This window comes from Citrobacter sp. H12-3-2 (genome assembly GCF_009649895.1).
In the GTDB taxonomy this organism is placed as follows: Bacteria; Pseudomonadota; Gammaproteobacteria; order Enterobacterales; family Enterobacteriaceae; genus Citrobacter; species Citrobacter portucalensis.
Genome location: NZ_CP045837.1, coordinates 497,097 through 520,507, shown reverse-complemented (window position 1 = coordinate 520,507; position 23,411 = coordinate 497,097). Strand labels below are relative to the sequence as shown.

The window sequence follows — 23,411 nt, the reverse complement described above, 5'->3', positions numbered from 1 at the left end:
CTCTATTTGATGATCATTTTACCCTGGAGTTCCTTATGGGTCATCGTTTACTTTTTGGGGCGTTGCGCCGTAGTATGACGGCCTGTTTCCAGGTTGTTAGCGCGAGATTATGCGATTTTCCAGATTTACCATCGGATTGACTGCCAGTATAGCGTTCAGCGTTCAGGCTGCGAACGTCGACGAGTATATCAATCAGCTCCCTGCCGGGGCCAACCTCGCCCTTATGGTACAGAAGGTTGGCGCACCTGCACCCGCTATTGATTTTCATAGCCAGCAGATGGCGCTGCCCGCCAGTACCCAGAAAGTAATCACCGCGCTGGCGGCATTGATTCAGCTCGGGCCTGACTTTCGTTTTACCACCACGCTCGAGACCAAAGGCAGCGTGGAAGGTGGCGTATTGAAAGGTGACTTAGTGGCACGATTTGGTGCCGATCCGACGCTAAAACGCCAGGATATTCGCAATATGGTGGCAACCCTGAAAAAATCAGGTGTGACGCAAATTGCCGGGAATGTCCTGATCGACACCTCTATTTTTGCCAGTCATGATAAAGCGCCCGGCTGGCCCTGGAACGACATGACGCAGTGTTTTAGCGCACCGCCCGCAGCGGCTATTGTCGATAGAAACTGTTTCTCGGTTTCACTCTACAGCGCGCAAAAACCCAACGATCTCGCCTTTATTCGCGTGGCATCTTATTACCCGGTCACCATGTTCAGTCAGGTGCGAACTCTCGCCCGAGGTTCTGCGGAAGCGCAATATTGTGAACTGGATGTGGTTCCCGGTGATCTCAACCGCTATACGCTGACTGGATGCCTGCCACAACGTGCCGATCCGCTGCCGCTGGCGTTCGCCATTCAGGACGGTGCCAGCTATGCCGGGGCAATTATCAAAGATGAGCTAAAACAAGCAGGTATCACCTACAGCGGTACACTGCTGCGCCAGACGTTGGTCAACGAACCAGGAACGGTGGTCGCCAGTAAGCAGTCGGCACCGCTGCACGACCTGCTTAAGATTATGCTAAAAAAATCGGACAACATGATTGCCGATACCGTTTTCCGTATGATTGGTCATGCCCGATTTAACGTGCCGGGCACCTGGCGGGCGGGTTCTGACGCCGTGCGCCAGATTTTGCGTCAGCAGGCAGGCGTCGATATCGGCAACACTATTATTGCCGACGGTTCTGGCCTCTCCCGCCATAACCTGATTGCCCCAGCGACCATGATGCAGGTGCTGCAATATATCGCTCAACACGATAACGAGCTGAACTTTATCACTATGCTGCCGCTGGCGGGCCACGACGGCTCTCTGCAATACCGTGCGGGTCTGCATCAGGCTGGTGTGGATGGCAAAGTATCGGCGAAGACAGGCTCGCTGCAGGGGGTTTATAACCTCGCAGGTTTCATCACCACGGCAAGCGGCCAACGCATGGCATTCGTGCAGTATTTATCTGGTTATGCGGTAGAGCCAGCTGACCAGCGTAATCGCCGTATTCCGTTGGTGCGCTTCGAGAGCCGGTTGTACAAGGATATTTATCAGAATAACTGAGTGCATTATTGCCGGATGTCGACGCTAACGCGTCTTATCCGGCCTACGATATGATGCCGTCCGTAGGCCGGATAAGCGCTAGCGCCATCCGGCGACGAGATTAACGCTTGTAGATGAACTCAACGCCTTCTTCGTCGTCTTCGTCCCAATCGTCATCCCAGTCATCTTCCGCTTCGTCTTCGACTTCAGCGAGCTGCTGGCGGTGATAATCATCCCACATGAACTCAACTTTCTCTGGCTGTTTCGCTTCTTCAGCCTGAACAATCGGGTTCTCGATGATAAAGGTCATCACATCCCAGCAGAGATCTTTCACGCCCAGTTGGCTGGCGGCAGAGATCAGGTAATATTTACCTTCCCAATCCAACGCTTCGGCGATCGCTTTCGCTTTCTCTTCCGCTTCAGCCTTGTCCATCAAATCAATTTTGTTGAACACTAACCAGCGCGGTTTAGATGCCAGATCCTGACTGTATTTTTCCAGTTCGCCAATAATGATACGTGCGTTTTCAACTGGATCAGAGCCATCAATCGGATCGATATCGATGAGGTGAAGCAGTACACGGCAACGTTCCAGGTGTTTCAGGAAGCGGATGCCCAGGCCTGCGCCTTCAGCCGCGCCTTCAATCAATCCCGGAATGTCGGCAACCACGAAGCTCTTTTCGTTGTCCATACGCACCACGCCCAGGCTCGGCACCAGAGTGGTAAACGGATAATCAGCGACTTTCGGCTTCGCCGCGGACACCGCACGGATAAACGTCGATTTCCCGGCGTTTGGCATGCCCAGCATACCCACGTCCGCCAGCAGCATCAGCTCCAGCATCAGATCGCGCTTATCACCCGGCGTACCCATTGTTTTCTGACGCGGAGTACGGTTAACCGAGGATTTGAAACGGGTGTTGCCCAGACCGTGCCAGCCACCTTTAGCGACCATCAGACGCTGACCGTGTTTGGTCATGTCGCCCATGGTTTCGCCCGTGCCCTGATCGATAACACGCGTACCAACAGGTACTTTAATGGTAACGTCTTTGCCACGCTTACCGGTGCAATCACGGCTCGCGCCATTCTGACCACGTTCCGCACGGAATGATTTTTCAAAACGGTAATCGATCAGCGTGTTCAGGTTTTCGTCGGCTTCCAGCCAAACGTCACCACCGTCACCACCATCACCACCGTCCGGACCGCCTTTTGGGATGTACTTTTCGCGGCGGAAGCTGACGCAACCATTACCGCCATCACCTGCAACGACCAGAATCGATGCTTCATCAACAAACTTCATTTTACTCTCCGTAAATCATTCGCCTGAGCGGGGTTGCGAAACCACCGTTTCATGCTTACGTAAACCGCCCCAAATTCGATGACCAATGGCGGAATACATCGCGCCCGCAACCACGATAAACGCACCGAGATAACCTAATAGGTTTAGCATCGGTCTGGCGAAGAAATCGGGCCAGGCCAGTGATAATAAATCTGAAAATAACAACGTAAACAGCGGTGTGAGCGTGATAAGAGCGCTCACCTGCGCCGCCTGCCAACGCGCCATCGCTTCCGCGAGAGCGCCATATCCTACCAGCGTATTCAGGCCGCAGAATATCAGGCATGCCAGCTGCCAGTCGCTGAGCTGCGTGATGACACCGGGTTTAGCCAGCGGCAACAACGCAATCGTACATAAAGTGTACAGTAAAAACAGGATCTGCGGTGATGCCAGGCGGCGCAATAACACCTTTTGCGCGACCCCATAGCTCACCCAGACCATCGCCGCACCGACACCAAAGATAACGCCCCAGGTGTAATCGGTGAGTCGGGTAAAAATTTCGATCAGACTGGTATTAAAAAACAGGACCAGGCCGCTCAGAAGCATAATGGCGCCAATCACCTGCGTGCCGCGCATCTTTTCTTTCAGGATAAAGACGCTGGCGATCATCATACCAACCGGTGACAGCTGACCGATAACCTGCGAAGCCGTTGGGCTCAAATACTGCAAGGATGAACTAAACAGAATGAAGTTACCGAACAGCCCACCGGTTGCGATAGCCAGCAACACCAGCCAACGCGCTTTGCGAAAAATACGCAACGGAGGGAGCTTTTTTTTAACCGCAAGAATAGCGCCAAGGCCAACGCTTGCCATTAAAAAACGGTAGAACACCACGGTAGGAGGCTCCATCACCTCCAGCACTTGCTTCATTGCTATTGGCAAAGCGCCCCAACATACCGCCGTTGTGAGTGCTAACAGAATACCAATGCCTGCCTGCTGCTTCATGCCGTATTCCCTGCAAGGGCTCGTTTCCGGGTTGTCACGGCGCGACGAGCGTATTTACCGGCCGTCGAATGTAAAAAGCCCCGCAACGTGTTGCGGGGCTTTTATCCGTTACCGGGACGCGAAAAACTTATTCAGCAACGATGCTGATGAATTTACGGTTTTTCGGGCCTTTCACTTCAAATTTCACTTTACCGTCTGCTTTAGCAAACAGAGTGTGGTCTTTGCCGCAACCAACGTTGGAGCCAGCGTGGAATTTAGTACCACGTTGACGAACGATGATGCTACCAGCCAGAACTGTTTCACCGCCGAAGCGTTTTACGCCCAGACGTTTAGCTTCTGAATCGCGACCGTTACGAGTCGAGCCGCCAGCCTTTTTATGTGCCATTTAATCTGCTCCCCTTAACTTAAGCGCTGATGCCAGTGATTTTCACATCAGTGAACCACTGACGATGGCCCTGCTGCTTACGGTAGTGTTTACGACGACGAAACTTAACAATTTTAACTTTCTCGCCACGACCGTGAGCAACGACTTCAGCTTTGATAACGCCGCCATCAACGAAAGGAACGCCGATTTTGACTTCTTCACCGTTTGCGATCATCAGAACTTCTGCGAATTCAACAGATTCGCCAGTTGCGATGTCCAGCTTTTCCAGGCGAACGGTCTGACCTTCGCTTACTCGGTGTTGTTTACCACCACTTTGGAAAACCGCGTACATAAAAAACTCCGCTTCCGCGCACACCTTTTTGATGATTCAGAGTGCGCTATAAATATTCACAATAGGGCGCGAATATTACGCAAAACGCGAGCCTTTGACAAGTGCTACCGTCAATACATGAAGAAAAAAAACACAACACGTACGGTAACGTTTATCTACGGCGTTTTTTCAGTACAATCAGCATATATTTATAACCCTAAACCCGACGTTACCTTCCCACACAGTAAGGTAATCGGGGCGAGAAGCCCGGCTTTTGCGATGAATTTAGAAAAAATCAATGAGTTAACCGCGCAAGATATGGCGGGGGTCAATGCGACAATCCTTGAACAGCTCAATTCCGACGTTCAGTTGATCAATCAACTGGGGTACTACATCGTTAGCGGCGGCGGAAAACGCATTCGCCCAATGATCGCCGTCCTCGCCGCGCGAGCCGTTGGTTACCAGGAAAATGCGCACGTTACGATTGCGGCCCTCATCGAGTTTATCCACACAGCGACCCTGCTGCACGACGATGTTGTGGATGAGTCAGACATGCGCCGTGGGAAAGCTACGGCAAATGCGGCGTTTGGTAATGCGGCCAGCGTGCTGGTTGGCGATTTTATCTATACCCGTGCATTTCAGATGATGACCAGCCTTGGCTCGTTGAAAGTGCTGGAAGTCATGTCGAAAGCAGTCAACGTCATTGCCGAAGGTGAAGTCTTGCAGTTGATGAACGTCAACGACCCGGACATCACCGAAGAAAACTATATGCGCGTCATCTACAGTAAGACCGCGCGTTTGTTTGAAGCGGCAGCCCAATGTTCAGGTATTCTGGCTGGCTGTAGCGAAGAACAAGAAAAAGGGTTGCAAGATTATGGCCGTTATCTCGGTACCGCTTTCCAGTTAATTGACGATTTGCTGGATTACAGCGCAGATGGCGAGCAACTGGGTAAAAACGTCGGTGATGACCTCAACGAGGGTAAACCAACGCTGCCACTGCTGCATGCCATGCGCCATGGCACCCCAGAACAAGCGCTAATGATCCGCCAGGCCATTGAGCAAGGTAATGGCCGTCACCTTCTGGAACCGGTTCTGGAAGCGATGAATGCCTGTGGTTCTCTGGAATGGACCCGTCAGCGGGCAGAAGAAGAGGCTGATAAAGCCATCGCTGCGCTGCAGGTGCTGCCCGATACACCGTGGAGAGAAGCGCTGATTGGTCTGGCACATATTGCCGTACAGCGCGACCGTTAATTCCCTACAGCATCCTCCCTCATCCCGTGCACTGCACGGGATTTTCTTATAAGTTCCTGTAAGCATTTACCCCTTCCAGATAATCACGCATAACCTTGGCATATTCTGAATATACACACACTTTACATGAACATTTTAGAACATTCGTTCTTCGGGCGTTATAGTGTCGGCACAACCGATCGTGAAACCGTAAGCCGTTAACCAAAGGAGAGATGAATTGATGGAAAGCAAGCTGATTGACTGGCATCCGGCCGACATCATCGCCGGACTGCGCAAGAAAGGGACCTCAATGGCCGCTGAATCACGTAAAAATGGATTGAGTTCATCAACGCTGGCCAATGCGTTAACGAGACCATGGCCAAAAGGTGAGTTGATTATCGCCCGGGCACTGGGAACTGACCCCTGGGTGATTTGGCCGTCACGCTATCACGATGCCAAAACGCATGAGTTCATCGACAGAACGCGGATGATGAGGAGTCGCAGAGAGAAAAAGAATCCGGAATGAACATTGAGCTGTAACCCCCGGCCAACTGAACTGGGGGTTACAAGAGACGTTGACGATTACTCGCCTTTCACGCGCTCAATGTTTGCGCCCAGCGCACGCAGTTTATCTTCGATGCGCTCATAGCCGCGATCGATGTGATAAATACGGTCGACTACCGTCGTACCTTCAGCAATACACCCTGCCAGCACCAGGCTTGCAGATGCGCGCAGATCGGTCGCCATAACCTGTGCGCCAGAGAGCGTTTCCACGCCGTGGCAAATCACGGTATTGCTTTCGATTTCTGCGTGAGCACCCATACGGCTCAGCTCAGGCACGTGCATAAAGCGGTTCTCAAACACGGTTTCCGTGATGAATCCGGTCCCTTCAGCTACCAGGTTCAGCAACGTGAACTGGGCCTGCATGTCGGTAGGGAACGCCGGATGCGGTGCAGTACGCACATTGACCGCTTTCGGACGTTTACCGTGCATATCAAGGCTGATCCAATCATCACCCACTTCAATATCCGCACCCGCATCACGCAGCTTCGCCAGAACGGCATCCAGCGTGTCCGGCTGTGCATTACGGCAGATAATTTTGCCGCGAGAAATTGCCGCCGCCACCAGGAAGGTACCGGTTTCGATACGATCTGGCAGAACGCGATAAACACCACCGCCAAGACGCTCAACGCCTTCGATGGTAATACGATCAGTGCCCTGACCCGTGATCTTCGCGCCCAGCGCAATCAGGAAGTTCGCGGTATCCACGATCTCCGGCTCGCGCGCGGCGTTTTCGATGATGGTAGTGCCTTCGGCAAGCGTTGCTGCGCACATGATGGTGACCGTCGCGCCGACGCTCACTTTGTCCATGACGATATGCGCGCCTTTCAGACGGCCATCAACGGACGCCTTCACATAGCCTTCTTCCAGCTTAATAGTCGCGCCTAACTGCTCCAGGCCGGTAATGTGCAGGTCAACCGGACGTGCGCCGATGGTGCAGCCGCCCGGAAGTGAAACCTGGCCCTGACCAAAGCGGGCAACCAGCGGCCCGAGCGCCCAAATGGATGCACGCATGGTTTTCACCAGATCGTACGGCGCACAGAAGACGTTCACATCACGCGCATCGATGTGCACAGAACCATTACGCTCAACTTTCGCACCCAGTTGGCTCAGCAGCTTCATTGATGTGTCAACGTCCTTCAGTTTCGGGACGTTTTGGATCTCTACAGGTTCTTCAGCCAGCAGCGCCGCAAACAGGATCGGCAGTGCGGCGTTTTTAGCGCCTGAAATTGTGACTTCGCCCTGGAGCTTAGTTGGCCCCTGAACACGAAATTTATCCATTATTCTGTTCTCTGTTAAGAATTTATCTTCGCTACCGGCACATCACCCGTAGCTCAAAAACCGTTAAGTTTGCGATCGCGCGCCCATTCCGCTGGGGTAAACGCCTTAATCGACACGGCATGAATGCGGTTGTCCGCAATGTACTCCATCAACGGGCCATAGACCGATTGCTGCTTCTTGACCCGGCTCATGCCTTCAAACATCTCACCCACGGCAATAACCTGAAAGTGACTGCCGTCGCCAGAAACGTGGACTTCCTGGAGGGAGAGTGCATTCATCAGCACGCTCTGAATTTCATTATTTTCCATGGGCTCTTCATTCGTCAGATAGTGAAAACAGCCCAACATCTTAGAGCAAAGTGGCGCTGTCATAAATAAGCAAAAAGCCTCGCTGATAAATCAGACAAGGCTTTAGTGGCAGATCCCCCTCAGGGGTTTTGCCGGATAGCGGCACAAGACCTTATCCGGCCTGGAAAAATTAACGCGGAAGGACGTCGTCAGGCAGATTGTAAAGCTGCGCCAGCGTGTACACTTTATCGTTAACACCAGTGAGTGAAACGCTGTTTCCCTGCTGCTTGCCCTGATTAATCAGATGCAACAGTAACGCCAGACCGCCGGTATCTACCCGGGATACCTGGTTCAGGTCGATGCAGGATACTCCTTTCATCGCCTCAATTCGCGCATCCCATAATGGGTTTAACACGTCCTGATCCAGCTCCCCCACCAGCACCAGCTTGTCACCTTCACGCGACCAGGTGAGTGACTGCGTCATTATTTTTTCTCTTCCAGCGTGATTTTCTGCTGAGCAATAGATTTCAGCTGCGCCGTCAGGCCATCAATACCTTTGGTACGCAGCAGGTCGCTCCACTCATTTTGTTTGGTGGTGATCATACTTACGCCTTCAGCAATCATGTCATAAGCCTGCCAGTTACCGGTCTGGGAGTTTTTACGCCACTGGAAATCCAAACGTACCGGAGGACGACCGTTTGGATCGATGATGGTTACGCGGATAGGCACGATGGTCGCATCACCCAGCGGTTGCTCTGGTGCAATTTCATAAGTCTGGCCATGGTACATCGCCAGAGCCTGGCCGTAGGCCTGCTTCAGATATTCACGGAATGCGGCAAAATAGGCTTCACGCTGAGCAGGGGTCGCATCTTTGTAGTAGCGCCCCAGTACCAGCGCACCCGCATATTTAACCTGCACGTATGGCAACAGTTCCTGATCGACAACCTGACGCAGGTAATCTGGGTTTGCGCGGATTTTAGGCTGTTCATTCTTCAGACGGTCAAATGTCTTCTGCGCCGCCTCATTCATCTGTTTGTACGGGTTCGTTTGGTCGGCTGCAGTTGCTGCGCTAAGCGGGGCAATCACCAGCATAGCCACCATCATCAATCGTTTAAACATACGTCGATTCTCCTGAGATTATTTCGTTGCGCCCGCAGGCGTAGTGGCTTCATTATTGCCGTCAGTTGCGGCTGGCGCATCGCCAGAATTCTTATTGTCATCACCTTTACTGTTGCTGTTGTAAAGGAACTGACCAATCATATCTTCCAGCACCATCGCGGATTTCGTGTCCTGAATCGTACCGCCATCTTTGAGGATAGACGTTCCCAGCTCAGGATCTTCAAAACCCACATTCAATGCCAGATACTGTTCGCCCAGCAGACCGGAAGTACGGATGCTCAGAGAACTGGTGTCAGGAATATGGTTAAAACGCGATTCGATTTCCAGCGTCACGCGCGGCAGGTACGTTTTCGGATCTAACGAGATGTCCGATACGCGTCCAACTACCACTCCGCCAATCCGCACCGGAGAACGCTCTCTCAGGCCGCCGATATTATCAAAGGTCGCATAAATCGTGTAAGTCGGCTCAGTACGCATTGAGGTAACGTTCGCCGCCTTCAGGCAAACAAACAGCGCTGCCAGCAGCGCAACCAACAGGAATAACCCGACCCAAATTTCATTTTTTTTCGTTTGCATGAACTCAATTCCCAAACATCAGTGCGGTCAGCACAAAATCCAGCCCCAGAACGGCAAGAGAGGCGTGCACAACGGTGCGTGTCGTTGCCCGGCTAATCCCAGCAGAGGTCGGGATCGCATCATAACCATTGAACAATGCAATCCAGGTGACCGTAATGGCGAACACCACGCTCTTAATCAGACAGTTGACCAGGTCCAGACGCCAGTCGACGGCATTTTGCATAGCCGACCAGAAGAAGCCTGCATCAATACCCTTCCAGCTTACGCCAACCAGTGAACCACCCCAGATACCCACTGCGACAAAAATAATCGTCAGCAACGGCAATGAAATGACGCCAGCCCAAAAACGTGGGGAAATCACCCGGCGCAGTGGATCGACGGCCATCATCTCCAGACTGGAAAGCTGTTCGGTCGCCCGCATCAGGCCAATTTCTGCGGTTAAGGCCGACCCGGCCCGCCCGGCAAACAGCAGCGCCGCAACAACCGGTCCCAACTCACGTAACAATGACAGTGCCACCAGCATACCGAGGCTGGTTTCCGCGCTGTAGGTGGTCAGCACCAGGTATCCCTGCAACCCCAGCACCATACCGATGAATACGCCAGAAACAATAATGATCAGCATCGATAAGACACCGACATTATAGAGCTGGCGGATCAGCAGCGGCGCATGTTTGCGAAACTCCGGCTTGCCGACAACCGCATTGAACAACATTAATCCGGCTCGCCCGAACGTCCTGAGGGTTTTTATTCCCCGATGTCCGAGTGATGCCAGCGCATTTAACAACATGGGTGGCTTAACTCCCTGTTTTGAGTAAATCGATGTGGTAGTCGCCCGCCGGGTAACGGAACGGAACCGGTCCATCGGCAATGCCGTCAAGGAACTGGCGTACGCGCGGATCGGCATTTTCTTGTAGTGCCTGAGCACTACCGTAGGCCACTATTTTTTTGTCCGCCATTATATAGGCGTAATCCGCAATACTCAGTACCTCAGGCACATCATGGGATACCACCACACAGGTGACGCCCAGCGCGCTGTTCAGTTCTGAAATTAGCTTCACCAGAACGCCCATGGTGATGGGATCCTGGCCGACGAACGGCTCATCAAACATGATGAGGTCTGGCTCCAGCGCGATAGCACGTGCTAACGCGGCGCGACGCGCCATCCCACCGGATAATTCAGAAGGCATTAATTTGGCCGCACCCCGCAGGCCGACGGCCTCGAGTTTCATCATCACCGTGCTCTTCAGCAACGGCGCTGGCAACGTCGTATGCTCGCGCAGAGGGTACGCGACGTTGTCAAACACATTCATGTCGGTAAATAGCGCACCAGACTGAAACAGCATACTCATGCGCTTACGCACGGTAAATAAACGCGAACGGGACATGGCCGGGACGTTCTCACCGTCAAACAGGATCTCGCCCTTATCCGGGGGGATCTGTCCGCCAATCAGACGCAACAGCGTCGTTTTGCCGATGCCTGATGGCCCCATGATCGCCGTCACCTTACCGCGCGGTACCGTCAGGGAAATATTATCAAAGATGCAGCGGTCACCCCGGGAAAAGCTGACATCGCGCATATCGACTAGATTCGCCACAGACTGCCCCATTGATTCATCCTTTACTATTGCCTCGTTGATCGAAGAGTTTGGCGCTCAATTTAGCCATGAACTCAACATATTTACAGATTATTGCCTGTCCTGGTTAGCGAAAGCTGGCATTTGTTTTACTTTTTAGCCGCATAAAGTCAAAATTAAGACTTCGTTACGGCTTCCAGAAGATCCTTCAAGTGGACCGGCGAGTATACCTGAAGAAAGGACTTTAGATGCTTTTAGCGACGGCGCTGTTAATAATTGGTTTACTTCTGGTGGTCTACGGTGCCGACCGTCTGGTATTTGCTGCATCCATTTTATGTCGAAACTTCGGTATTCCTCCCATTATCATCGGAATGACCGTGGTCAGCATGGGTACGTCGTTACCCGAGATAATTGTCTCCGTTGCCGCATCGATGAATGGGCAACTCGATCTGGCTGTCGGGACCGCTATAGGTTCTAACATCACCAACATTCTGCTTATTTTAGGCCTGTCGGCGCTGATTCATCCTTTTACCGTGCATTCTGATGTTCTGCGTCGTGAATTACCGCTAATGTTGCTGGTAAGTATTTTAGCTGCATCCGTCCTGTATGACGGGCAGTTAAGCCGCAGCGACGGTTTCTTTCTTCTGCTTCTGGCCGTGCTATGGCTGCTATTCATTGTTAAAATCGCCCGTCTGGCCGAGCGACAAGGCAATGACAGCCTGACACGTGAGCAGATAGCTGAGCTGCCGCGCGAAGGCGGATTACCGGTCGCATTTTTGTGGTTGGGCATTGCGCTGATTATCATGCCAATGGCAACACGTATGGTGGTGGACAACGCGACCGTACTGGCGAACTATTTCGCCATGAGCGAACTTACTATCGGGCTGACAGTGGTCGCCATTGGTACCAGCCTGCCGGAGCTGGCAACAGCGATTGCGGGTCTGCGTAAAGGTGAAAATGATATTGCCGTCGGTAACATTATCGGCGCAAACATTTTTAATATCGTTATCGTCCTCGGGCTACCGGCGCTGATTACGCCGGGTGAAGTCAACCCGATGGCCTTCACCCGTGACTATAGCGTCATGCTGCTGGTGAGCGTGATTTTTGCACTACTCTGCTGGCGACGTCCGCGCCAGATTGGTCGCGGCGCAGGTGCGCTGCTGACCGGCGGTTTTATCATATGGCTGGCGATGCTGTATTGGTTATCGCCACTTCTCGTTGGATAACTGGAAACGCATTATGTCGCACTTAGAGTTGCAACCGGGTTTTGACTTTCAGCAAGCAGGCAAGGAAGTCCTGGCAATTGAACGTGAAGGCCTGGCGGAGCTTGATCAGTACATCAACCAAAATTTTACCCTCGCATGCGAGAAAATATTCAGCTGCCCGGGCAAAGTGGTGGTGATGGGAATGGGGAAATCCGGCCATATCGGGCGGAAAATGGCAGCCACATTTGCCAGCACCGGCACCCCCTCATTTTTTGTACACCCAGGCGAAGCCGCACATGGCGATCTGGGTATGGTCTCGCCGCAGGATGTGGTCATTGCCATCTCTAACTCCGGTGAATCCAATGAGATAGCGGCGCTGATCCCGGTATTAAAACGTCTTCATGTACCGCTTATCTGCATGACCGGTCGTCCTGAAAGCAGTATGGCGCGTGCGGCAGATGTGCATCTGTGTGTTAAAGTGCCCAAGGAAGCTTGTCCGTTAGGTCTGGCACCGACCAGCAGTACGACAGCAACACTGGTGATGGGCGATGCCCTAGCGGTGGCATTATTAAAAGCGCGCGGCTTTACCGCGGAAGATTTTGCGTTGTCTCATCCCGGTGGCGCACTGGGTCGTAAGCTTTTACTGCGCGTTAACGATATTATGCATACGGGCGACGAGATCCCGCATGTGACCAAAAACGCCAGCCTGCGTGACGCCTTAATTGAGATCACGCGTAAAAATCTCGGCATGACCGTCATTTGCGATGATGCCATGAAGATTGACGGTATTTTCACCGATGGCGATTTACGTCGTGTCTTCGATATGGGCGTTGATGTACGCCAGTTAGGCATTGCCGATGTGATGACCCCTGGAGGCATTCGCGTGCGTCCGGGTATTCTTGCCGTCGATGCCCTGAACTTAATGCAGTCCCGCCATATCACCTCGGTAATGGTTGCTGATGGCGACCAATTACTCGGTGTGTTACATATGCATGATCTGCTGCGTGCAGGTGTAGTGTAAGAAACTCAAGGATAACGAAAATGAGTAAAGCAGGTGCGTCGCTTGCGACCTGTTATGGACCCGTCAGCGCAGACGTTATCACCCGGGCAGAAAACATCCGTTTGCTGATCCTGGATGTGGATGGCGTACTGTCTGATGGTCTGATTTATATGGGCAACAACGGTGAAGAGCTGAAGGCTTTTAACGTCCGTGATGGTTACGGAATTCGCTGTGCGCTCACTTCCGGTATTGAGGTTGCCATTATTACCGGACGAAAGGCTAAACTTGTAGAAGATCGCTGTGCCACTTTGGGGATCACCCACCTGTATCAGGGGCAGTCAGACAAGCTGGTTGCCTTTGGCGATCTCCTTAGCAAACTGGCGATCGCGCCGGGGAATGTCGCCTACGTTGGCGATGACCTGATCGACTGGCCGGTGATGGCTAAAGTGGGATTAAGCGTCGCGGTGGCAGATGCCCACCCTTTGCTGATCCCGCGAGCTGATTATGTCACCCACATTGATGGGGGACGTGGCGCTGTGCGTGAAGTCTGCGATTTATTACTCCTGGCGCAGGGCAAACTGGACGAGGCCAAAGGGCAATCGATATGAGCAAAACCAGACGTTGGGTTATCATTCTACTGTCGCTGGCTGTCCTTGTGATGATTGGTATTAATCTGGCAGACAAAGATGACACCACTCAGGTCGTCGTCAATAACAACGAGCCAACCTATAAGAGCGAACATACTGATACCGTCGTGTATAGTCCGGAAGGCGCGCTGAGCTATCACTTGATCGCACAACACGTTGAATATTATTCGGAACAAGCGGTTTCGTGGTTTACTCAACCAGTATTAACCACGTTTGATAAGGATAAAGTACCGACCTGGACGATCAAGGCCGACAAAGCCAAATTGACCAACGATCGGATGCTGTATCTGTACGGCCATGTTGAGGTTAACGCCCTGGTGCCTGACTCTCAACTACGCAGAATTACGACCGATAACGCGCAGATTAACCTGGTGACACAAGACGTCACTTCCGATGATCTGGTGACGTTGTATGGCACAACATTTAACTCCAGCGGACTGAAGATGCGCGGCAACTTACGCAGCAAGAACGCCGAGCTGATTGAAAAGGTTAGAACCTCATATGAAATCCAAAACAAACAAACTCAGCCTTAATCTTGTAGTTGCCAGCTCACTTCTGGCCGCCAGCATTCCGGCATTTGCCGTCACCGGCGATACCGAGCAGCCGATTCACATTGAATCGGACCAGCAGTCCCTGGATATGCAGGGCAACGTGGTGACGTTTACTGGCAACGTGATTGTGACTCAGGGCACCATCAAAATTAACGCCGATAAAGTCGTCGTGACCCGTCCTGGCGGTGAAGACGGCAAAGAAGTGATTGATGGCTATGGCAATCCAGCGACGTTTTACCAGATGCAGGACAACGGTAAACCGGTTAAAGGCCACGCCTCTCAGATGCACTATGAACTGGCGAAAGACTTTGTCGTTCTCACCGGCAAGGCGTATCTGGAACAGCTCGATAGCAACATCACGGGCGATAAGATCACTTATCTGGTAAAAGAGCAGAAAATGCAGGCCTTCAGCGATAAAGGCAAACGCGTCACCACCGTTCTGGTTCCGTCGCAGTTGCAGGACAAAAACAAGGCTCCGGCAGAGAAAAAAGGTAACTGATTCGTTATGGCAACATTAACTGCAAAGAACCTTGCAAAAGCCTATAAAGGCCGTCGTGTGGTTGAAGATGTCAGTCTGACCGTCAACTCCGGGGAGATCGTCGGTCTGCTCGGTCCTAACGGTGCAGGCAAGACAACAACCTTTTACATGGTAGTCGGCATTGTCCCGCGCGATGCGGGTAACATTATCATTGATGACGAAGACATCAGTCTGCTGCCTCTGCATGCGCGCGCGCGTCGCGGCATCGGCTACTTACCGCAGGAAGCATCGATTTTCCGTCGCCTGAGCGTGTTTGATAACCTGATGGCGGTACTGCAAATTCGTGACGATCTGACCAGCGAGCAGCGGGAAGATCGGGCCAACGAGCTGATGGAAGAATTCCACATCGAGCACCTGCGCGACAGCTTAGGTCAGTCGCTCTCCGGTGGTGAACGACGCCGCGTGGAGATCGCTCGCGCACTGGCCGCTAATCCGAAATTTATCCTGCTGGATGAACCGTTTGCCGGTGTTGACCCGATTTCTGTTATTGATATTAAACGGATCATCGAACACCTTCGCGACAGCGGCCTTGGCGTGCTGATTACCGACCACAACGTCCGCGAAACGCTGGCAGTGTGTGAGCGCGCCTATATCGTAAGTCAGGGACACCTGATCGCGCACGGCACGCCAACAGAAATACTGCAGGATGAGCACGTTAAGCGCGTATACCTTGGGGAAGACTTCAGACTCTGATAGGGTAGAAGACTTCACGTCACTGCAGGAGAAAACAACTCTGAACATGAAGCAAGGTTTGCAACTCAGGCTTAGCCAACAACTGGCGATGACGCCTCAGCTACAACAGGCTATCCGTCTGTTGCAGCTGTCCACGCTGGAACTTCAGCAAGAACTTCAGCAAGCGCTGGAAAGTAACCCACTGCTCGAGCAAACCGATCTTCACGACGAAATTGATACCCAGGAAAAACAGGACAGCGAAACCCTCGACACCGCAGATGCACTCGAACAAAAAGAGATGCCTGAGGAGTTACCGCTTGACGCCAGTTGGGATGAAATTTACACCGCCGGGACGCCTTCGGGCACCAGCGGAGATTACATCGACGACGAGCTGCCTGTGTATCAGGGTGAGACCACGCAATCACTACAGGATTACCTGATGTGGCAAGTGGAACTGACCCCGTTCTCGGATACCGATCGCGCCATTGCGACATCCATTGTGGATGCGGTAGACGAAACCGGTTATCTCACCGTGACCCTGGACGATATTCTCGAAAGCATGGGCGATGACGACGTCGGTATGGACGAAATCGAAGCCGTGCTTAAACGCGTTCAGCGCTTTGATCCCGTTGGCGTGGCCGCCAAAGATCTCCGTGACTGCTTACTGATCCAACTTTCGCAGTTTGATAAAGCCACACCGTGGCTGGAAGAAGCGCGTCTGATCATCAGCGATCACCTCGATCTGTTAGCTAACCATGACTTCCGCACCCTGATGCGCGTGACCCGGCTGAAAGAAGACGTGCTGAAAGAAGCCGTCAACCTCATCCAGTCGCTTGATCCCCGCCCAGGGCAATCGATCCAGACCGGCGAGCCGGAGTACGTCATTCCGGATGTGCTGGTGCGTAAGCATAACGATCGCTGGGCGGTCGAACTCAACGGCGACAGCATTCCGCGCTTACAGATTAACCAGCACTACGCCGCCATGTGCAATAGCGCGCGCAACGATGCCGACAGCCAGTTTATTCGTAGCAATCTGCAAGATGCGAAGTGGCTGATTAAAAGCCTGGAAAGCCGCAATGATACGTTGCTGCGCGTCAGCCGCTGCATCGTTGAGCAGCAGCAAGCTTTCTTTGAGCAAGGCGAAGAGTTTATGAAACCGATGGTGCTGGCGGATATCGCCCAGGCCGTCGAGATGCACGAATCGACCATTTCCCGTGTGACCACGCAAAAGTATCTGCACAGTCCGCGCGGCATTTTTGAATTGAAGTATTTCTTTTCCAGTCACGTTAACACTGAAGGCGGAGGTGAAGCCTCATCCACAGCTATCCGTGCGCTGGTGAAGAAATTAATTGCTGCGGAAAACCCCGCGAAACCGCTGAGTGACAGCAAGTTAACCTCTATGCTGTCAGAACAGGGTATCATGGTGGCACGCCGCACCGTTGCGAAGTACCGAGAGTCTTTATCCATTCCGCCGTCTAACCAGCGCAAACAGCTGGTGTGACCCAACCGATAAGGAAGACACTATGCAGCTCAACATCACTGGAAACAACGTCGAAATCACCGAAGCCCTGCGCGATTTTGTGAATACAAAATTTGCCAAGCTCGAACAATATTTCGACCGGATTAATCAGGTCTATATTGTGTTGAAAGTGGAGAAGGTTACACATATCTCGGATGCAACACTGCATGTGAACGGTGGCGAAATTCATGCCAGCGCGGAAGGTCAGGATATGTACGCCGCCATTGACGGTTTAATTGATAAACTGGCTCGGCAGTTAACAAAACATAAAGATAAACTGAAACAGCACTAACTTGTCCGGGCAGTTAGCGGGTGCAGGACGGCCTGTTGTGTAGCACAACGGGCCATTTGTACAGTTAGCGCTTAGGTGAAATTATGACAAATAACGATACGACTCTACAACTGAGCACTGTTCTTAACCAGGAATGTACACGCGCAGGCGTTCACTGCCAAAGCAAGAAACGCGCACTGGAAATCATCAGCGAACTTGCGGCAAAACAGCTTAGCTTGCCTGCTCAGGTGGTATTTGAAGCCATTCTGACGCGTGAAAAAATGGGCAGTACCGGCATCGGTAATGGTATTGCTATCCCGCACGGAAAGCTGGAAGAAGACACGATGCGCGCGGTTGGTGTGTTTGTTCAACTCGAAACACCCATCGCCTTCGACGCCATTGATAATCAACCTGTCGATCTGCTTTTCGCCCTGCTGGTCCCGGCAGACCAAACCAAGACGCATTTGCATACGTTGTCACTGGTCGCAAAACGTCTGGCAGATAAAACCATCTGTCGTCGTCTGCGCGCCGCGCAGAGTGACCAGGAGTTGTATCAAATCATCACGGACACCGAAGGTGGACAGGATGAAGCATAACAACCCAATGGCATCCTTTTTTGTCGTTGTGAGGAGAAACAGTACATGGTACTGATGATCGTCAGCGGCCGTTCAGGGTCAGGTAAATCTGTCGCCCTGCGTGCGCTGGAAGATATGGGTTTTTACTGCGTGGATAACCTTCCCGTAGTGCTGTTGCCCGATCTGGCTCGTACACTGGCCGATCGCCAGATTTCTGCGGCCGTCAGCATTGATGTGCGCAACATGCCTGAGTCCCCGGAAATTTTCGAGCAGGCAATGAATAATCTGCCCGAGGGTTTCTCACCACAGCTGCTGTTCCTTGATGCAGACCGTAACACGTTGATTCGTCGCTACAGCGACACGCGCCGTTTACACCCGCTCTCCAGCAAGAACTTGTCTCTGGAAAGCGCTATCGATAAGGAAAGCGATTTGCTGGAGCCTCTACGCTCTCGCGCTGACCTGATCGTTGATACCTCCGAAATGTCCGTACACGAACTGGCAGAAATGTTACGTACCCGACTGCTGGGTAAACGTGAACGTGAATTGACGATGGTATTCGAATCCTTTGGTTTCAAACACGGTATCCCGATTGATGCGGATTACGTCTTTGACGTGCGCTTCCTGCCTAACCCACACTGGGATCCGAAGCTGCGCCCAATGACCGGTCTTGACCGCCCTGTCGCCGCATTCCTCGACAGGCACACAGAAGTACACAATTTTATCTACCAGACTCGCAGCTATCTTGAGCTATGGTTACCCATGCTGGAGACCAACAACCGTAGCTACCTTACCGTAGCCATCGGCTGTACCGGCGGGAAACACCGTTCGGTGTATATTGCAGAGCAGCTGGCAGACTACTTCCGCTCACGCGGTAAAAACGTGCAGTCACGCCATCGTACGCTGGAAAAACGTAAATCATGACCGTGAAGCAAACCGTTGAAATCACCAATAAGCTGGGCATGCATGCCCGCCCAGCGATGAAACTGTTTGAATTGATGCAGGGTTTCGAAGCAGAAGTTTTGCTGCGTAATGATGAAGGAACGGAAGCCGAGGCCAACAGCGTTATCGCTCTGCTGATGCTGGATTCAGCCAAAGGGCGTCAGATAGAAGTCGAAGCCACGGGACCACAGGAAGTAGAAGCCCTGGCCGCAGTGATTGCCCTGTTTAATTCAGGGTTTGATGAAGATTAATCGAGTACACAGTACGTAGCCAGTAGGCCGGATAAGGCGTTTACGCCGCATCCGGCAATAACTACGCTAATACAGCTTATTTTCCCGCATAAACGACTCACCACCTAACTGGCGCATTTGGCGCATAATCCAGGCTTGGCGGTTACGCACATAACCAGAAGGCGCATTCGCCTTAAAACGCAAAGGATTGGGCAATACTGCCGCCAGCAAGGCCGCTTCAGACAGGCTCAACCGACTGGCCGGTTTATGAAAATACCGTTGCGCCGCCGCCTCCACGCCAAATATCCCATCGCCAAACTCGGCGATATTCAAATAGACGGTCAGAATACGTTTCTTACTCCAGACGGTTTCCATACCCAGCGTTAGCCCGGCTTCAAGGCCCTTACGCACCCAGCTACGTCCATCCCACAAAAAGAGGTTTTTCGCCGTCTGTTGCGATAACGTTGACGCCCCGCGAATGCGGTTTTCATTGCGTTCATTGTGCGCCAGCGCTTTCTCTATGGCGGTGACGTCAAACCCCCAGTGGTCTGGAAACTTCTGGTCCTCTGCAGCAATCACCGCCAGTCCCATCCACGGTGAGATCTCATCCATACTCACCCAGTCCGAGTGCGCCACATAGCCGAAATCACCGGACAGCCATGCGCCCAGCTGTCGCTCGACCATTACCGCCGAGAAAGGCACAGGCATCACGCTGAAAAGTGCGATGCCCCCGCCCCAGAATACGGCGAGGACAACCACCACCCGCAGAAAAATACGTCGCAGAAAGGCGGTTACTCCTTTTCTCATTCAGTCAGCACCAGCACACGCGATACCAGTTTATCGATGCCACTCGCAGCCTGAGCGATGTCCTGCGCCAGCATATAGGCAGGCGTGGTGACGATTTTGTTGTCTTCATCGACGACAATGTCATCAACCGGACAAGGCACATGCTCAGCGCCCATCTCTTCCAGCACCTCTGCCGTGTCGATATCAGTGCCGATGGTCAGACGCAGCGGGAAGTCAAAAATTTTTGGTAACATGGCAGGCGCAATGCACATAAACCCCAACGGCTTACCCGCCTGATGCATGGTCACCGCCAGCGCGGCTAAATCGCTGTCAACCCGGCATTCGCTGCCCTGACTGGCAAAATTGCTCAGATTTTTGGCCGCCCCAAACCCACCCGGCACGATCAACGCATCCAGTTCCGATGAGACTGCCTGCGCAAGTGGGCGAATATCGCCACGTGTGATACGCGCGGCTTCAATCAGCACATTGCGAGTTTCCAGCATCGGCTCGCCGGTCAGATGATTAATCACATCCGCTTGTTGTTTATCTGGCGCGAAACAGACAGCCTGAGCGCCGTTGCGGGCAATGGCCAGAAGCGTGAGAACAGTTTCATGGATCTCTGCACCGTCATACACGCCGCATCCGCTGAGCACTACACCCACTTTTTTCATCGTAATACTCCTTTCTCAACTGGCTGAAACATATTAGTTATTATGATTTAAATGCTACGCTTCACACATTTAACTGATTCATGTAACAAATTATTTAAGATTTGCTATCTTAACTGCGTGCGGCCTGAAAATTAGGGCTGCGCCCTTGTAAACAATGATAATAATTTACGGCGCAGCCACGATTTCCCTGGTGTTGGCGCAGTATTCGCGCACCCCGGTCAAGCCGGGGTCATTTTTTTTCCACACTCGCCACCCAGGCTTTTAATACTGCCACGTCGTGCTGCCACTCCTGCTTCATCTCTTCAATCCATTCAGCAACGTTATCTTCCCAGGCAGGAAGATCCGGCGACTGGATTTGCTGACCTAGCTGTTGCAAGTGACGCAGCCCCACTGAACCTGCTGCGCCTTTAATTTTATGGCCTTCCTCAACAACACCTTTTTTATCCCGTGCCGTCAGGTTGGACTCCAGCACGCTCAAATATCCCGGCATCATCTTCTCAAACACCGCCAGCCCGTCGGTAATTAACTTCGGTCCCACCAGCTCGAGGTATTGTTCCAACATAGGAATATCTAACAGCGCTTGCGATTTACTGCTTTCTTCAGATGTCACAGTGCTCTCCTCTTCGTTTCGGGTATCCCAGTATTTTTTGATCATGGCGGTTAGCGCCGGAACCGACAGCGGCTTACTCAGCACGTCGTCCATGCCTGCGTCCAGATACTCTTTTTTATCTTTCAGTACGTTGGCGGTGAGTGCAACCAGCGGTGGCAGATCTTCACGGGCATATTTTTGCGTGAGCTCCCGCGAGATATCCAGACCGGTCATATCCGGTAGCTGAATATCCAGCAACACCAGGTCATATTCACCCGGCGTAAACATTTCCAGCGCGGCTTTCCCGGTCATCGCGACATCCACGCTGTTGCCTAATTTTTCCAGCACGGAGCGCGCAACAATAACGTTCAGCTCAATGTCTTCTACCAGCAGCACATTCAGGGCTGGCAGCGGCAGTTCATCGTCTTCAAAAGCATCTTCAATCTCTTCCGCTACCGCAGGGGCATGTACGGTTAGCGTAAAGATGGACCCTTTTCCTGCCTGGCTGGAAACCGTAATATCACCGCCCATGTTTTTCGCCAGACGCTTCGACACGGCCAAACCAATCCCTGTCCCCGTTGCCGGTTTACCGCCGTTGCTGTCCTTCACCTGATAATACATAGCGAAGATTTTATCCTGCTCATCCTGCGGAATGCCGATGCCAGAATCTTCAACTTCGAAATGCAGCATATTCCCCTGGTCATAGCGCGCCCGCACGGTCACCTGCCCCTGTTGGGTAAACTTCACGGCGTTGCTGATCAGATTCCACAGGATCTGACGCAGACGCGTTCCGTCGGTAATGACCTTATGCGGCAGCGGTAACGTCGGCTCAAGCACAAAGCGCAGCCCTTTTTGCTGCGCCTGTAGGCCAGAGAGGTTTTCCAGATCCGCCATAAAGCTGGTGAAATCGATTGGCTGGTTATCGAGCTGGACTTTACGTCGTTCCATCTTATCCATGTCGATAATATCGTTGAAAATATTCCCCAGCGTCACAGCAGAGACGTGGATTGTTTTCAGGTATTTTTCCTGCTCCGCGGTCAGATCCGTATCCAGCAGGATCCGGCTTAAGCCGACAATGCCGTTAAGCGGGGTGCGCAACTCGTGGCTGATGGTAGAAATAAAGGTGGTCTTATCGCGGCTGGCGCGCTCAAGCGCATCCTGATAACGCTTACGCTCGGTAATATCGCGCCCAAAGCCCATCAGACCATGTCGTTTACCTACGCGGTCATAGTAAGGCACTTTGCGAATTTCAAAGCAGGCTTTGCGCCCGTCCGGGTAGTCCAGCCACTGTTCGTAGGTGAGCGAAACATTATGACGGAACACCTTCTCGTCGGTCTCAATCACCTTTTCAGCCGCTTCAGGAGAGTAAACGTCAGCCGGTTTTAAGTTCACCAGCTGCTTTTCGCTTTTGCCAGTCAGCAGCTCCATAGCACGGTTACAGCCGGAAAACTCCTTATCTTCATTGCGATAAAAAACCAGATCCGGCGAGGCATCAAGGAAAGAGCGTAAAAAGGAAGACTGTTGCTCAAGCTGGATCTGCGCCTCTTCGCGCTCTTTGATTTCAACCTTCAGTTGCTCGAATGTTTCCTGGCGCTCTGCTTCGGCTTTTTCACGCTCAACAATTTCCTGATTGAGCTGGGCAATATTATCTTTCAGCTGCACATTGAGCTTGAGATCGCGCTCGCGCATCTCTTCCAGCTTTTGTACCAGTCGTGACAGGCGTTGCCGGGACTCCTCAAGTTGCTCCACCACCACAGACAAGAAATAGACGGCCCAGGGGGTAATTAACAGACCAAAAAAGATAGAACGGATGACATCAATGCTTTCTACCTGGCCATGCAGCACCATGGTGACAGCCATCTGCACCACAATTGCCAACACGACCAGAGCCAGCGCCAACAGCAGCGAAAAGCGCACCAGACCTAACTTCATCATCAGGTCGACGTAATATTGCGCCAGCATACGGATTTGCTTCATAGAGGGTTCCTTCACGACAACTTGGCACAATAATACTCAATTCTCAGCGTGACGTTGAAGATTGTGCAAGAAATGCGGAGGTTATCGGTGAAATGACCGCGGAGAGGCCATCGTAGGCCTG

At 52.4% G+C, this 23,411-nt stretch carries 28 protein-coding genes; 14 read left to right on the top strand and 14 right to left on the bottom strand.

Annotated elements, in window-relative coordinates:
• The first annotated feature begins 109 nt into the window (after window positions 1-109).
• The gene (gene dacB, locus GHC22_RS02545) at window positions 110-1,543 is read left to right on the top strand and encodes a serine-type D-Ala-D-Ala carboxypeptidase (RefSeq protein ID WP_032945109.1); all 1,434 of its coding nucleotides are present in this window, start codon (window positions 110-112) and stop codon (window positions 1,541-1,543) included.
• Window positions 1,544-1,643: 100 nt separating this feature from the next.
• On the opposite strand, the gene cgtA is transcribed toward dacB, so the two are convergent.
• The 4 genes from cgtA to rplU form a co-directional block, all read right to left on the bottom strand.
• Window positions 1,644-2,816 (bottom strand): Obg family GTPase CgtA, encoded by a 1,173-nt coding sequence (gene cgtA, locus GHC22_RS02540; RefSeq protein WP_153752148.1) that lies wholly within the window; start codon window positions 2,814-2,816, stop codon window positions 1,644-1,646.
• A gap of 15 nt (window positions 2,817-2,831) precedes the next feature.
• On the bottom strand, window positions 2,832-3,797 hold the full coding sequence (locus tag GHC22_RS02535) for a DMT family transporter (protein WP_008785922.1): 966 nt from the start codon (window positions 3,795-3,797) through the stop codon (window positions 2,832-2,834).
• 127 nt (window positions 3,798-3,924) lie between these two features.
• A complete protein-coding gene (rpmA, locus tag GHC22_RS02530; RefSeq protein WP_003025030.1) occupies window positions 3,925-4,182 on the bottom strand; it encodes a 50S ribosomal protein L27 in 258 nt (85 codons plus the stop codon).
• 19 nt (window positions 4,183-4,201) lie between these two features.
• Complete coding sequence (rplU, locus tag GHC22_RS02525; RefSeq protein WP_003025032.1) at window positions 4,202-4,513, bottom strand: 50S ribosomal protein L21; 312 nt, start codon at window positions 4,511-4,513, stop codon at window positions 4,202-4,204.
• Between the two features lie 258 nt (window positions 4,514-4,771).
• On the opposite strand from rplU, the gene ispB reads away from it, so the two are divergent.
• Together ispB and sfsB are read left to right on the top strand one after the other, a co-directional pair.
• Complete coding sequence (gene ispB, locus GHC22_RS02520; RefSeq protein WP_003839953.1) at window positions 4,772-5,743, top strand: octaprenyl diphosphate synthase; 972 nt, start codon at window positions 4,772-4,774, stop codon at window positions 5,741-5,743.
• A 220-nt stretch (window positions 5,744-5,963) separates the two neighbouring features.
• Window positions 5,964-6,248 carry a DNA-binding transcriptional regulator SfsB gene (sfsB, locus tag GHC22_RS02515; RefSeq protein WP_003025035.1) on the top strand — a complete coding sequence of 95 codons (285 nt, stop codon included), beginning with the start codon at window positions 5,964-5,966 and terminating at the stop codon, window positions 6,246-6,248.
• Window positions 6,249-6,304: 56 nt separating this feature from the next.
• Here the strand turns inward: sfsB and murA are convergent, their stop codons facing one another.
• From murA to mlaF, 7 genes are all read right to left on the bottom strand, one after another.
• The gene (gene murA / locus GHC22_RS02510) at window positions 6,305-7,564 is read right to left on the bottom strand and encodes a UDP-N-acetylglucosamine 1-carboxyvinyltransferase (RefSeq protein ID WP_003839949.1); all 1,260 of its coding nucleotides are present in this window, start codon (window positions 7,562-7,564) and stop codon (window positions 6,305-6,307) included.
• Window positions 7,565-7,617: 53 nt separating this feature from the next.
• A complete protein-coding gene (ibaG, locus tag GHC22_RS02505) occupies window positions 7,618-7,872 on the bottom strand; it encodes a BolA family iron metabolism protein IbaG (protein WP_003025040.1) in 255 nt (84 codons plus the stop codon).
• Window positions 7,873-8,041: 169 nt separating this feature from the next.
• Window positions 8,042-8,335, bottom strand: coding sequence for a lipid asymmetry maintenance protein MlaB (gene mlaB / locus GHC22_RS02500; protein WP_071444702.1), 294 nt, complete (start codon window positions 8,333-8,335; stop codon window positions 8,042-8,044).
• On the bottom strand, window positions 8,335-8,970 hold the full coding sequence (mlaC, locus tag GHC22_RS02495) for a phospholipid-binding protein MlaC (RefSeq protein WP_008785928.1): 636 nt from the start codon (window positions 8,968-8,970) through the stop codon (window positions 8,335-8,337). Before mlaC ends, mlaB begins: the two co-directional genes overlap by 1 nt.
• Window positions 8,971-8,988: 18 nt before the next feature.
• Window positions 8,989-9,546, bottom strand: coding sequence for an outer membrane lipid asymmetry maintenance protein MlaD (mlaD, locus tag GHC22_RS02490; RefSeq protein ID WP_003828747.1), 558 nt, complete (start codon window positions 9,544-9,546; stop codon window positions 8,989-8,991).
• A gap of 4 nt (window positions 9,547-9,550) precedes the next feature.
• Window positions 9,551-10,333 (bottom strand): lipid asymmetry maintenance ABC transporter permease subunit MlaE, encoded by a 783-nt coding sequence (gene mlaE / locus GHC22_RS02485; protein ID WP_003025053.1) that lies wholly within the window; start codon window positions 10,331-10,333, stop codon window positions 9,551-9,553.
• 7 nt (window positions 10,334-10,340) lie between these two features.
• Window positions 10,341-11,153 carry a phospholipid ABC transporter ATP-binding protein MlaF gene (gene mlaF, locus GHC22_RS02480; RefSeq protein WP_003828749.1) on the bottom strand — a complete coding sequence of 271 codons (813 nt, stop codon included), beginning with the start codon at window positions 11,151-11,153 and terminating at the stop codon, window positions 10,341-10,343.
• A gap of 215 nt (window positions 11,154-11,368) precedes the next feature.
• Between mlaF and GHC22_RS02475 the strand changes: the two genes are divergently transcribed.
• From GHC22_RS02475 to npr, 11 genes are all read left to right on the top strand, one after another.
• Entirely contained in the window at window positions 11,369-12,346 is a 978-nt protein-coding gene (locus GHC22_RS02475) for a calcium/sodium antiporter (RefSeq protein WP_003828751.1), read from the top strand.
• A gap of 13 nt (window positions 12,347-12,359) precedes the next feature.
• Complete coding sequence (gene kdsD / locus GHC22_RS02470; protein ID WP_003025063.1) at window positions 12,360-13,346, top strand: arabinose-5-phosphate isomerase KdsD; 987 nt, start codon at window positions 12,360-12,362, stop codon at window positions 13,344-13,346.
• A 20-nt stretch (window positions 13,347-13,366) separates the two neighbouring features.
• The gene (gene kdsC / locus GHC22_RS02465) at window positions 13,367-13,933 is read left to right on the top strand and encodes a 3-deoxy-manno-octulosonate-8-phosphatase KdsC (protein ID WP_153752146.1); all 567 of its coding nucleotides are present in this window, start codon (window positions 13,367-13,369) and stop codon (window positions 13,931-13,933) included.
• Window positions 13,930-14,505 carry an LPS export ABC transporter periplasmic protein LptC gene (lptC, locus tag GHC22_RS02460; RefSeq protein WP_008785932.1) on the top strand — a complete coding sequence of 192 codons (576 nt, stop codon included), beginning with the start codon at window positions 13,930-13,932 and terminating at the stop codon, window positions 14,503-14,505. Before kdsC ends, lptC begins: the two co-directional genes overlap by 4 nt.
• Entirely contained in the window at window positions 14,474-15,022 is a 549-nt protein-coding gene (gene lptA / locus GHC22_RS02455; protein WP_153752144.1) for a lipopolysaccharide ABC transporter substrate-binding protein LptA, read from the top strand. The genes lptC and lptA overlap by 32 nt, the downstream gene beginning before the upstream one ends.
• 6 nt (window positions 15,023-15,028) lie before the next feature.
• Window positions 15,029-15,754: an LPS export ABC transporter ATP-binding protein gene (gene lptB, locus GHC22_RS02450; protein ID WP_003828761.1), complete on the top strand. Its 726-nt coding sequence runs from the start codon at window positions 15,029-15,031 to the stop codon at window positions 15,752-15,754.
• Between the two features lie 46 nt (window positions 15,755-15,800).
• Window positions 15,801-17,234, top strand: a complete 1,434-nt coding sequence (gene rpoN, locus GHC22_RS02445; RefSeq protein WP_137378316.1) for an RNA polymerase factor sigma-54 — start codon at window positions 15,801-15,803, stop codon at window positions 17,232-17,234.
• Between the two features lie 22 nt (window positions 17,235-17,256).
• Window positions 17,257-17,544 carry a ribosome hibernation promoting factor gene (gene hpf, locus GHC22_RS02440; RefSeq protein ID WP_003025078.1) on the top strand — a complete coding sequence of 96 codons (288 nt, stop codon included), beginning with the start codon at window positions 17,257-17,259 and terminating at the stop codon, window positions 17,542-17,544.
• A gap of 83 nt (window positions 17,545-17,627) precedes the next feature.
• Window positions 17,628-18,119 (top strand): PTS IIA-like nitrogen regulatory protein PtsN, encoded by a 492-nt coding sequence (gene ptsN, locus GHC22_RS02435; protein ID WP_032945121.1) that lies wholly within the window; start codon window positions 17,628-17,630, stop codon window positions 18,117-18,119.
• 45 nt (window positions 18,120-18,164) lie between these two features.
• Entirely contained in the window at window positions 18,165-19,019 is an 855-nt protein-coding gene (gene rapZ / locus GHC22_RS02430) for an RNase adapter RapZ (RefSeq protein WP_003025085.1), read from the top strand.
• The gene (gene npr, locus GHC22_RS02425) at window positions 19,016-19,288 is read left to right on the top strand and encodes a PTS phosphocarrier protein NPr (RefSeq protein ID WP_003828770.1); all 273 of its coding nucleotides are present in this window, start codon (window positions 19,016-19,018) and stop codon (window positions 19,286-19,288) included. The genes rapZ and npr overlap by 4 nt, the downstream gene beginning before the upstream one ends.
• Before the next feature lie 66 nt (window positions 19,289-19,354).
• Here npr and mtgA read toward each other — a convergent pair whose 3' ends face one another.
• The 3 genes from mtgA to arcB form a co-directional block, all read right to left on the bottom strand.
• Entirely contained in the window at window positions 19,355-20,074 is a 720-nt protein-coding gene (mtgA, locus tag GHC22_RS02420) for a monofunctional biosynthetic peptidoglycan transglycosylase (RefSeq protein WP_003828772.1), read from the bottom strand.
• Complete coding sequence (elbB, locus tag GHC22_RS02415) at window positions 20,071-20,724, bottom strand: isoprenoid biosynthesis glyoxalase ElbB (RefSeq protein ID WP_153752142.1); 654 nt, start codon at window positions 20,722-20,724, stop codon at window positions 20,071-20,073. The genes mtgA and elbB overlap by 4 nt, the downstream gene beginning before the upstream one ends.
• 229 nt (window positions 20,725-20,953) lie before the next feature.
• Complete coding sequence (arcB, locus tag GHC22_RS02410) at window positions 20,954-23,290, bottom strand: aerobic respiration two-component sensor histidine kinase ArcB (RefSeq protein ID WP_003828775.1); 2,337 nt, start codon at window positions 23,288-23,290, stop codon at window positions 20,954-20,956.
• Between the last annotated feature and the right edge of the window lie 121 nt (window positions 23,291-23,411).

Bases quoted from the DNA above. Each gene is read 5' to 3' on its own strand.
- dacB (WP_032945109.1), top strand. From the start codon at position 110: ATGCGATTTTCCAGATTTACCATCGGATTGACTGCCAGTATAGCGTTC.
- cgtA (WP_153752148.1), bottom strand. From the start codon at position 2,816: ATGAAGTTTGTTGATGAAGCATCGATTCTGGTCGTTGCAGGTGATGGC.
- GHC22_RS02535 (WP_008785922.1), bottom strand. From the start codon at position 3,797: ATGAAGCAGCAGGCAGGCATTGGTATTCTGTTAGCACTCACAACGGCG.
- rpmA (WP_003025030.1), bottom strand. From the start codon at position 4,182: ATGGCACATAAAAAGGCTGGCGGCTCGACTCGTAACGGTCGCGATTCA.
- rplU (WP_003025032.1), bottom strand. From the start codon at position 4,513: ATGTACGCGGTTTTCCAAAGTGGTGGTAAACAACACCGAGTAAGCGAA.
- ispB (WP_003839953.1), top strand. From the start codon at position 4,772: ATGAATTTAGAAAAAATCAATGAGTTAACCGCGCAAGATATGGCGGGG.
- sfsB (WP_003025035.1), top strand. From the start codon at position 5,964: ATGGAAAGCAAGCTGATTGACTGGCATCCGGCCGACATCATCGCCGGA.
- murA (WP_003839949.1), bottom strand. From the start codon at position 7,564: ATGGATAAATTTCGTGTTCAGGGGCCAACTAAGCTCCAGGGCGAAGTC.
- ibaG (WP_003025040.1), bottom strand. From the start codon at position 7,872: ATGGAAAATAATGAAATTCAGAGCGTGCTGATGAATGCACTCTCCCTC.
- mlaB (WP_071444702.1), bottom strand. From the start codon at position 8,335: ATGACGCAGTCACTCACCTGGTCGCGTGAAGGTGACAAGCTGGTGCTG.
- mlaC (WP_008785928.1), bottom strand. From the start codon at position 8,970: ATGTTTAAACGATTGATGATGGTGGCTATGCTGGTGATTGCCCCGCTT.
- mlaD (WP_003828747.1), bottom strand. From the start codon at position 9,546: ATGCAAACGAAAAAAAATGAAATTTGGGTCGGGTTATTCCTGTTGGTT.
- mlaE (WP_003025053.1), bottom strand. From the start codon at position 10,333: ATGTTGTTAAATGCGCTGGCATCACTCGGACATCGGGGAATAAAAACC.
- mlaF (WP_003828749.1), bottom strand. From the start codon at position 11,153: ATGGGGCAGTCTGTGGCGAATCTAGTCGATATGCGCGATGTCAGCTTT.
- GHC22_RS02475 (WP_003828751.1), top strand. From the start codon at position 11,369: ATGCTTTTAGCGACGGCGCTGTTAATAATTGGTTTACTTCTGGTGGTC.
- kdsD (WP_003025063.1), top strand. From the start codon at position 12,360: ATGTCGCACTTAGAGTTGCAACCGGGTTTTGACTTTCAGCAAGCAGGC.
- kdsC (WP_153752146.1), top strand. From the start codon at position 13,367: ATGAGTAAAGCAGGTGCGTCGCTTGCGACCTGTTATGGACCCGTCAGC.
- lptC (WP_008785932.1), top strand. From the start codon at position 13,930: ATGAGCAAAACCAGACGTTGGGTTATCATTCTACTGTCGCTGGCTGTC.
- lptA (WP_153752144.1), top strand. From the start codon at position 14,474: ATGAAATCCAAAACAAACAAACTCAGCCTTAATCTTGTAGTTGCCAGC.
- lptB (WP_003828761.1), top strand. From the start codon at position 15,029: ATGGCAACATTAACTGCAAAGAACCTTGCAAAAGCCTATAAAGGCCGT.
- rpoN (WP_137378316.1), top strand. From the start codon at position 15,801: ATGAAGCAAGGTTTGCAACTCAGGCTTAGCCAACAACTGGCGATGACG.
- hpf (WP_003025078.1), top strand. From the start codon at position 17,257: ATGCAGCTCAACATCACTGGAAACAACGTCGAAATCACCGAAGCCCTG.
- ptsN (WP_032945121.1), top strand. From the start codon at position 17,628: ATGACAAATAACGATACGACTCTACAACTGAGCACTGTTCTTAACCAG.
- rapZ (WP_003025085.1), top strand. From the start codon at position 18,165: ATGGTACTGATGATCGTCAGCGGCCGTTCAGGGTCAGGTAAATCTGTC.
- npr (WP_003828770.1), top strand. From the start codon at position 19,016: ATGACCGTGAAGCAAACCGTTGAAATCACCAATAAGCTGGGCATGCAT.
- mtgA (WP_003828772.1), bottom strand. From the start codon at position 20,074: ATGAGAAAAGGAGTAACCGCCTTTCTGCGACGTATTTTTCTGCGGGTG.
- elbB (WP_153752142.1), bottom strand. From the start codon at position 20,724: ATGAAAAAAGTGGGTGTAGTGCTCAGCGGATGCGGCGTGTATGACGGT.
- arcB (WP_003828775.1), bottom strand. From the start codon at position 23,290: ATGAAGCAAATCCGTATGCTGGCGCAATATTACGTCGACCTGATGATG.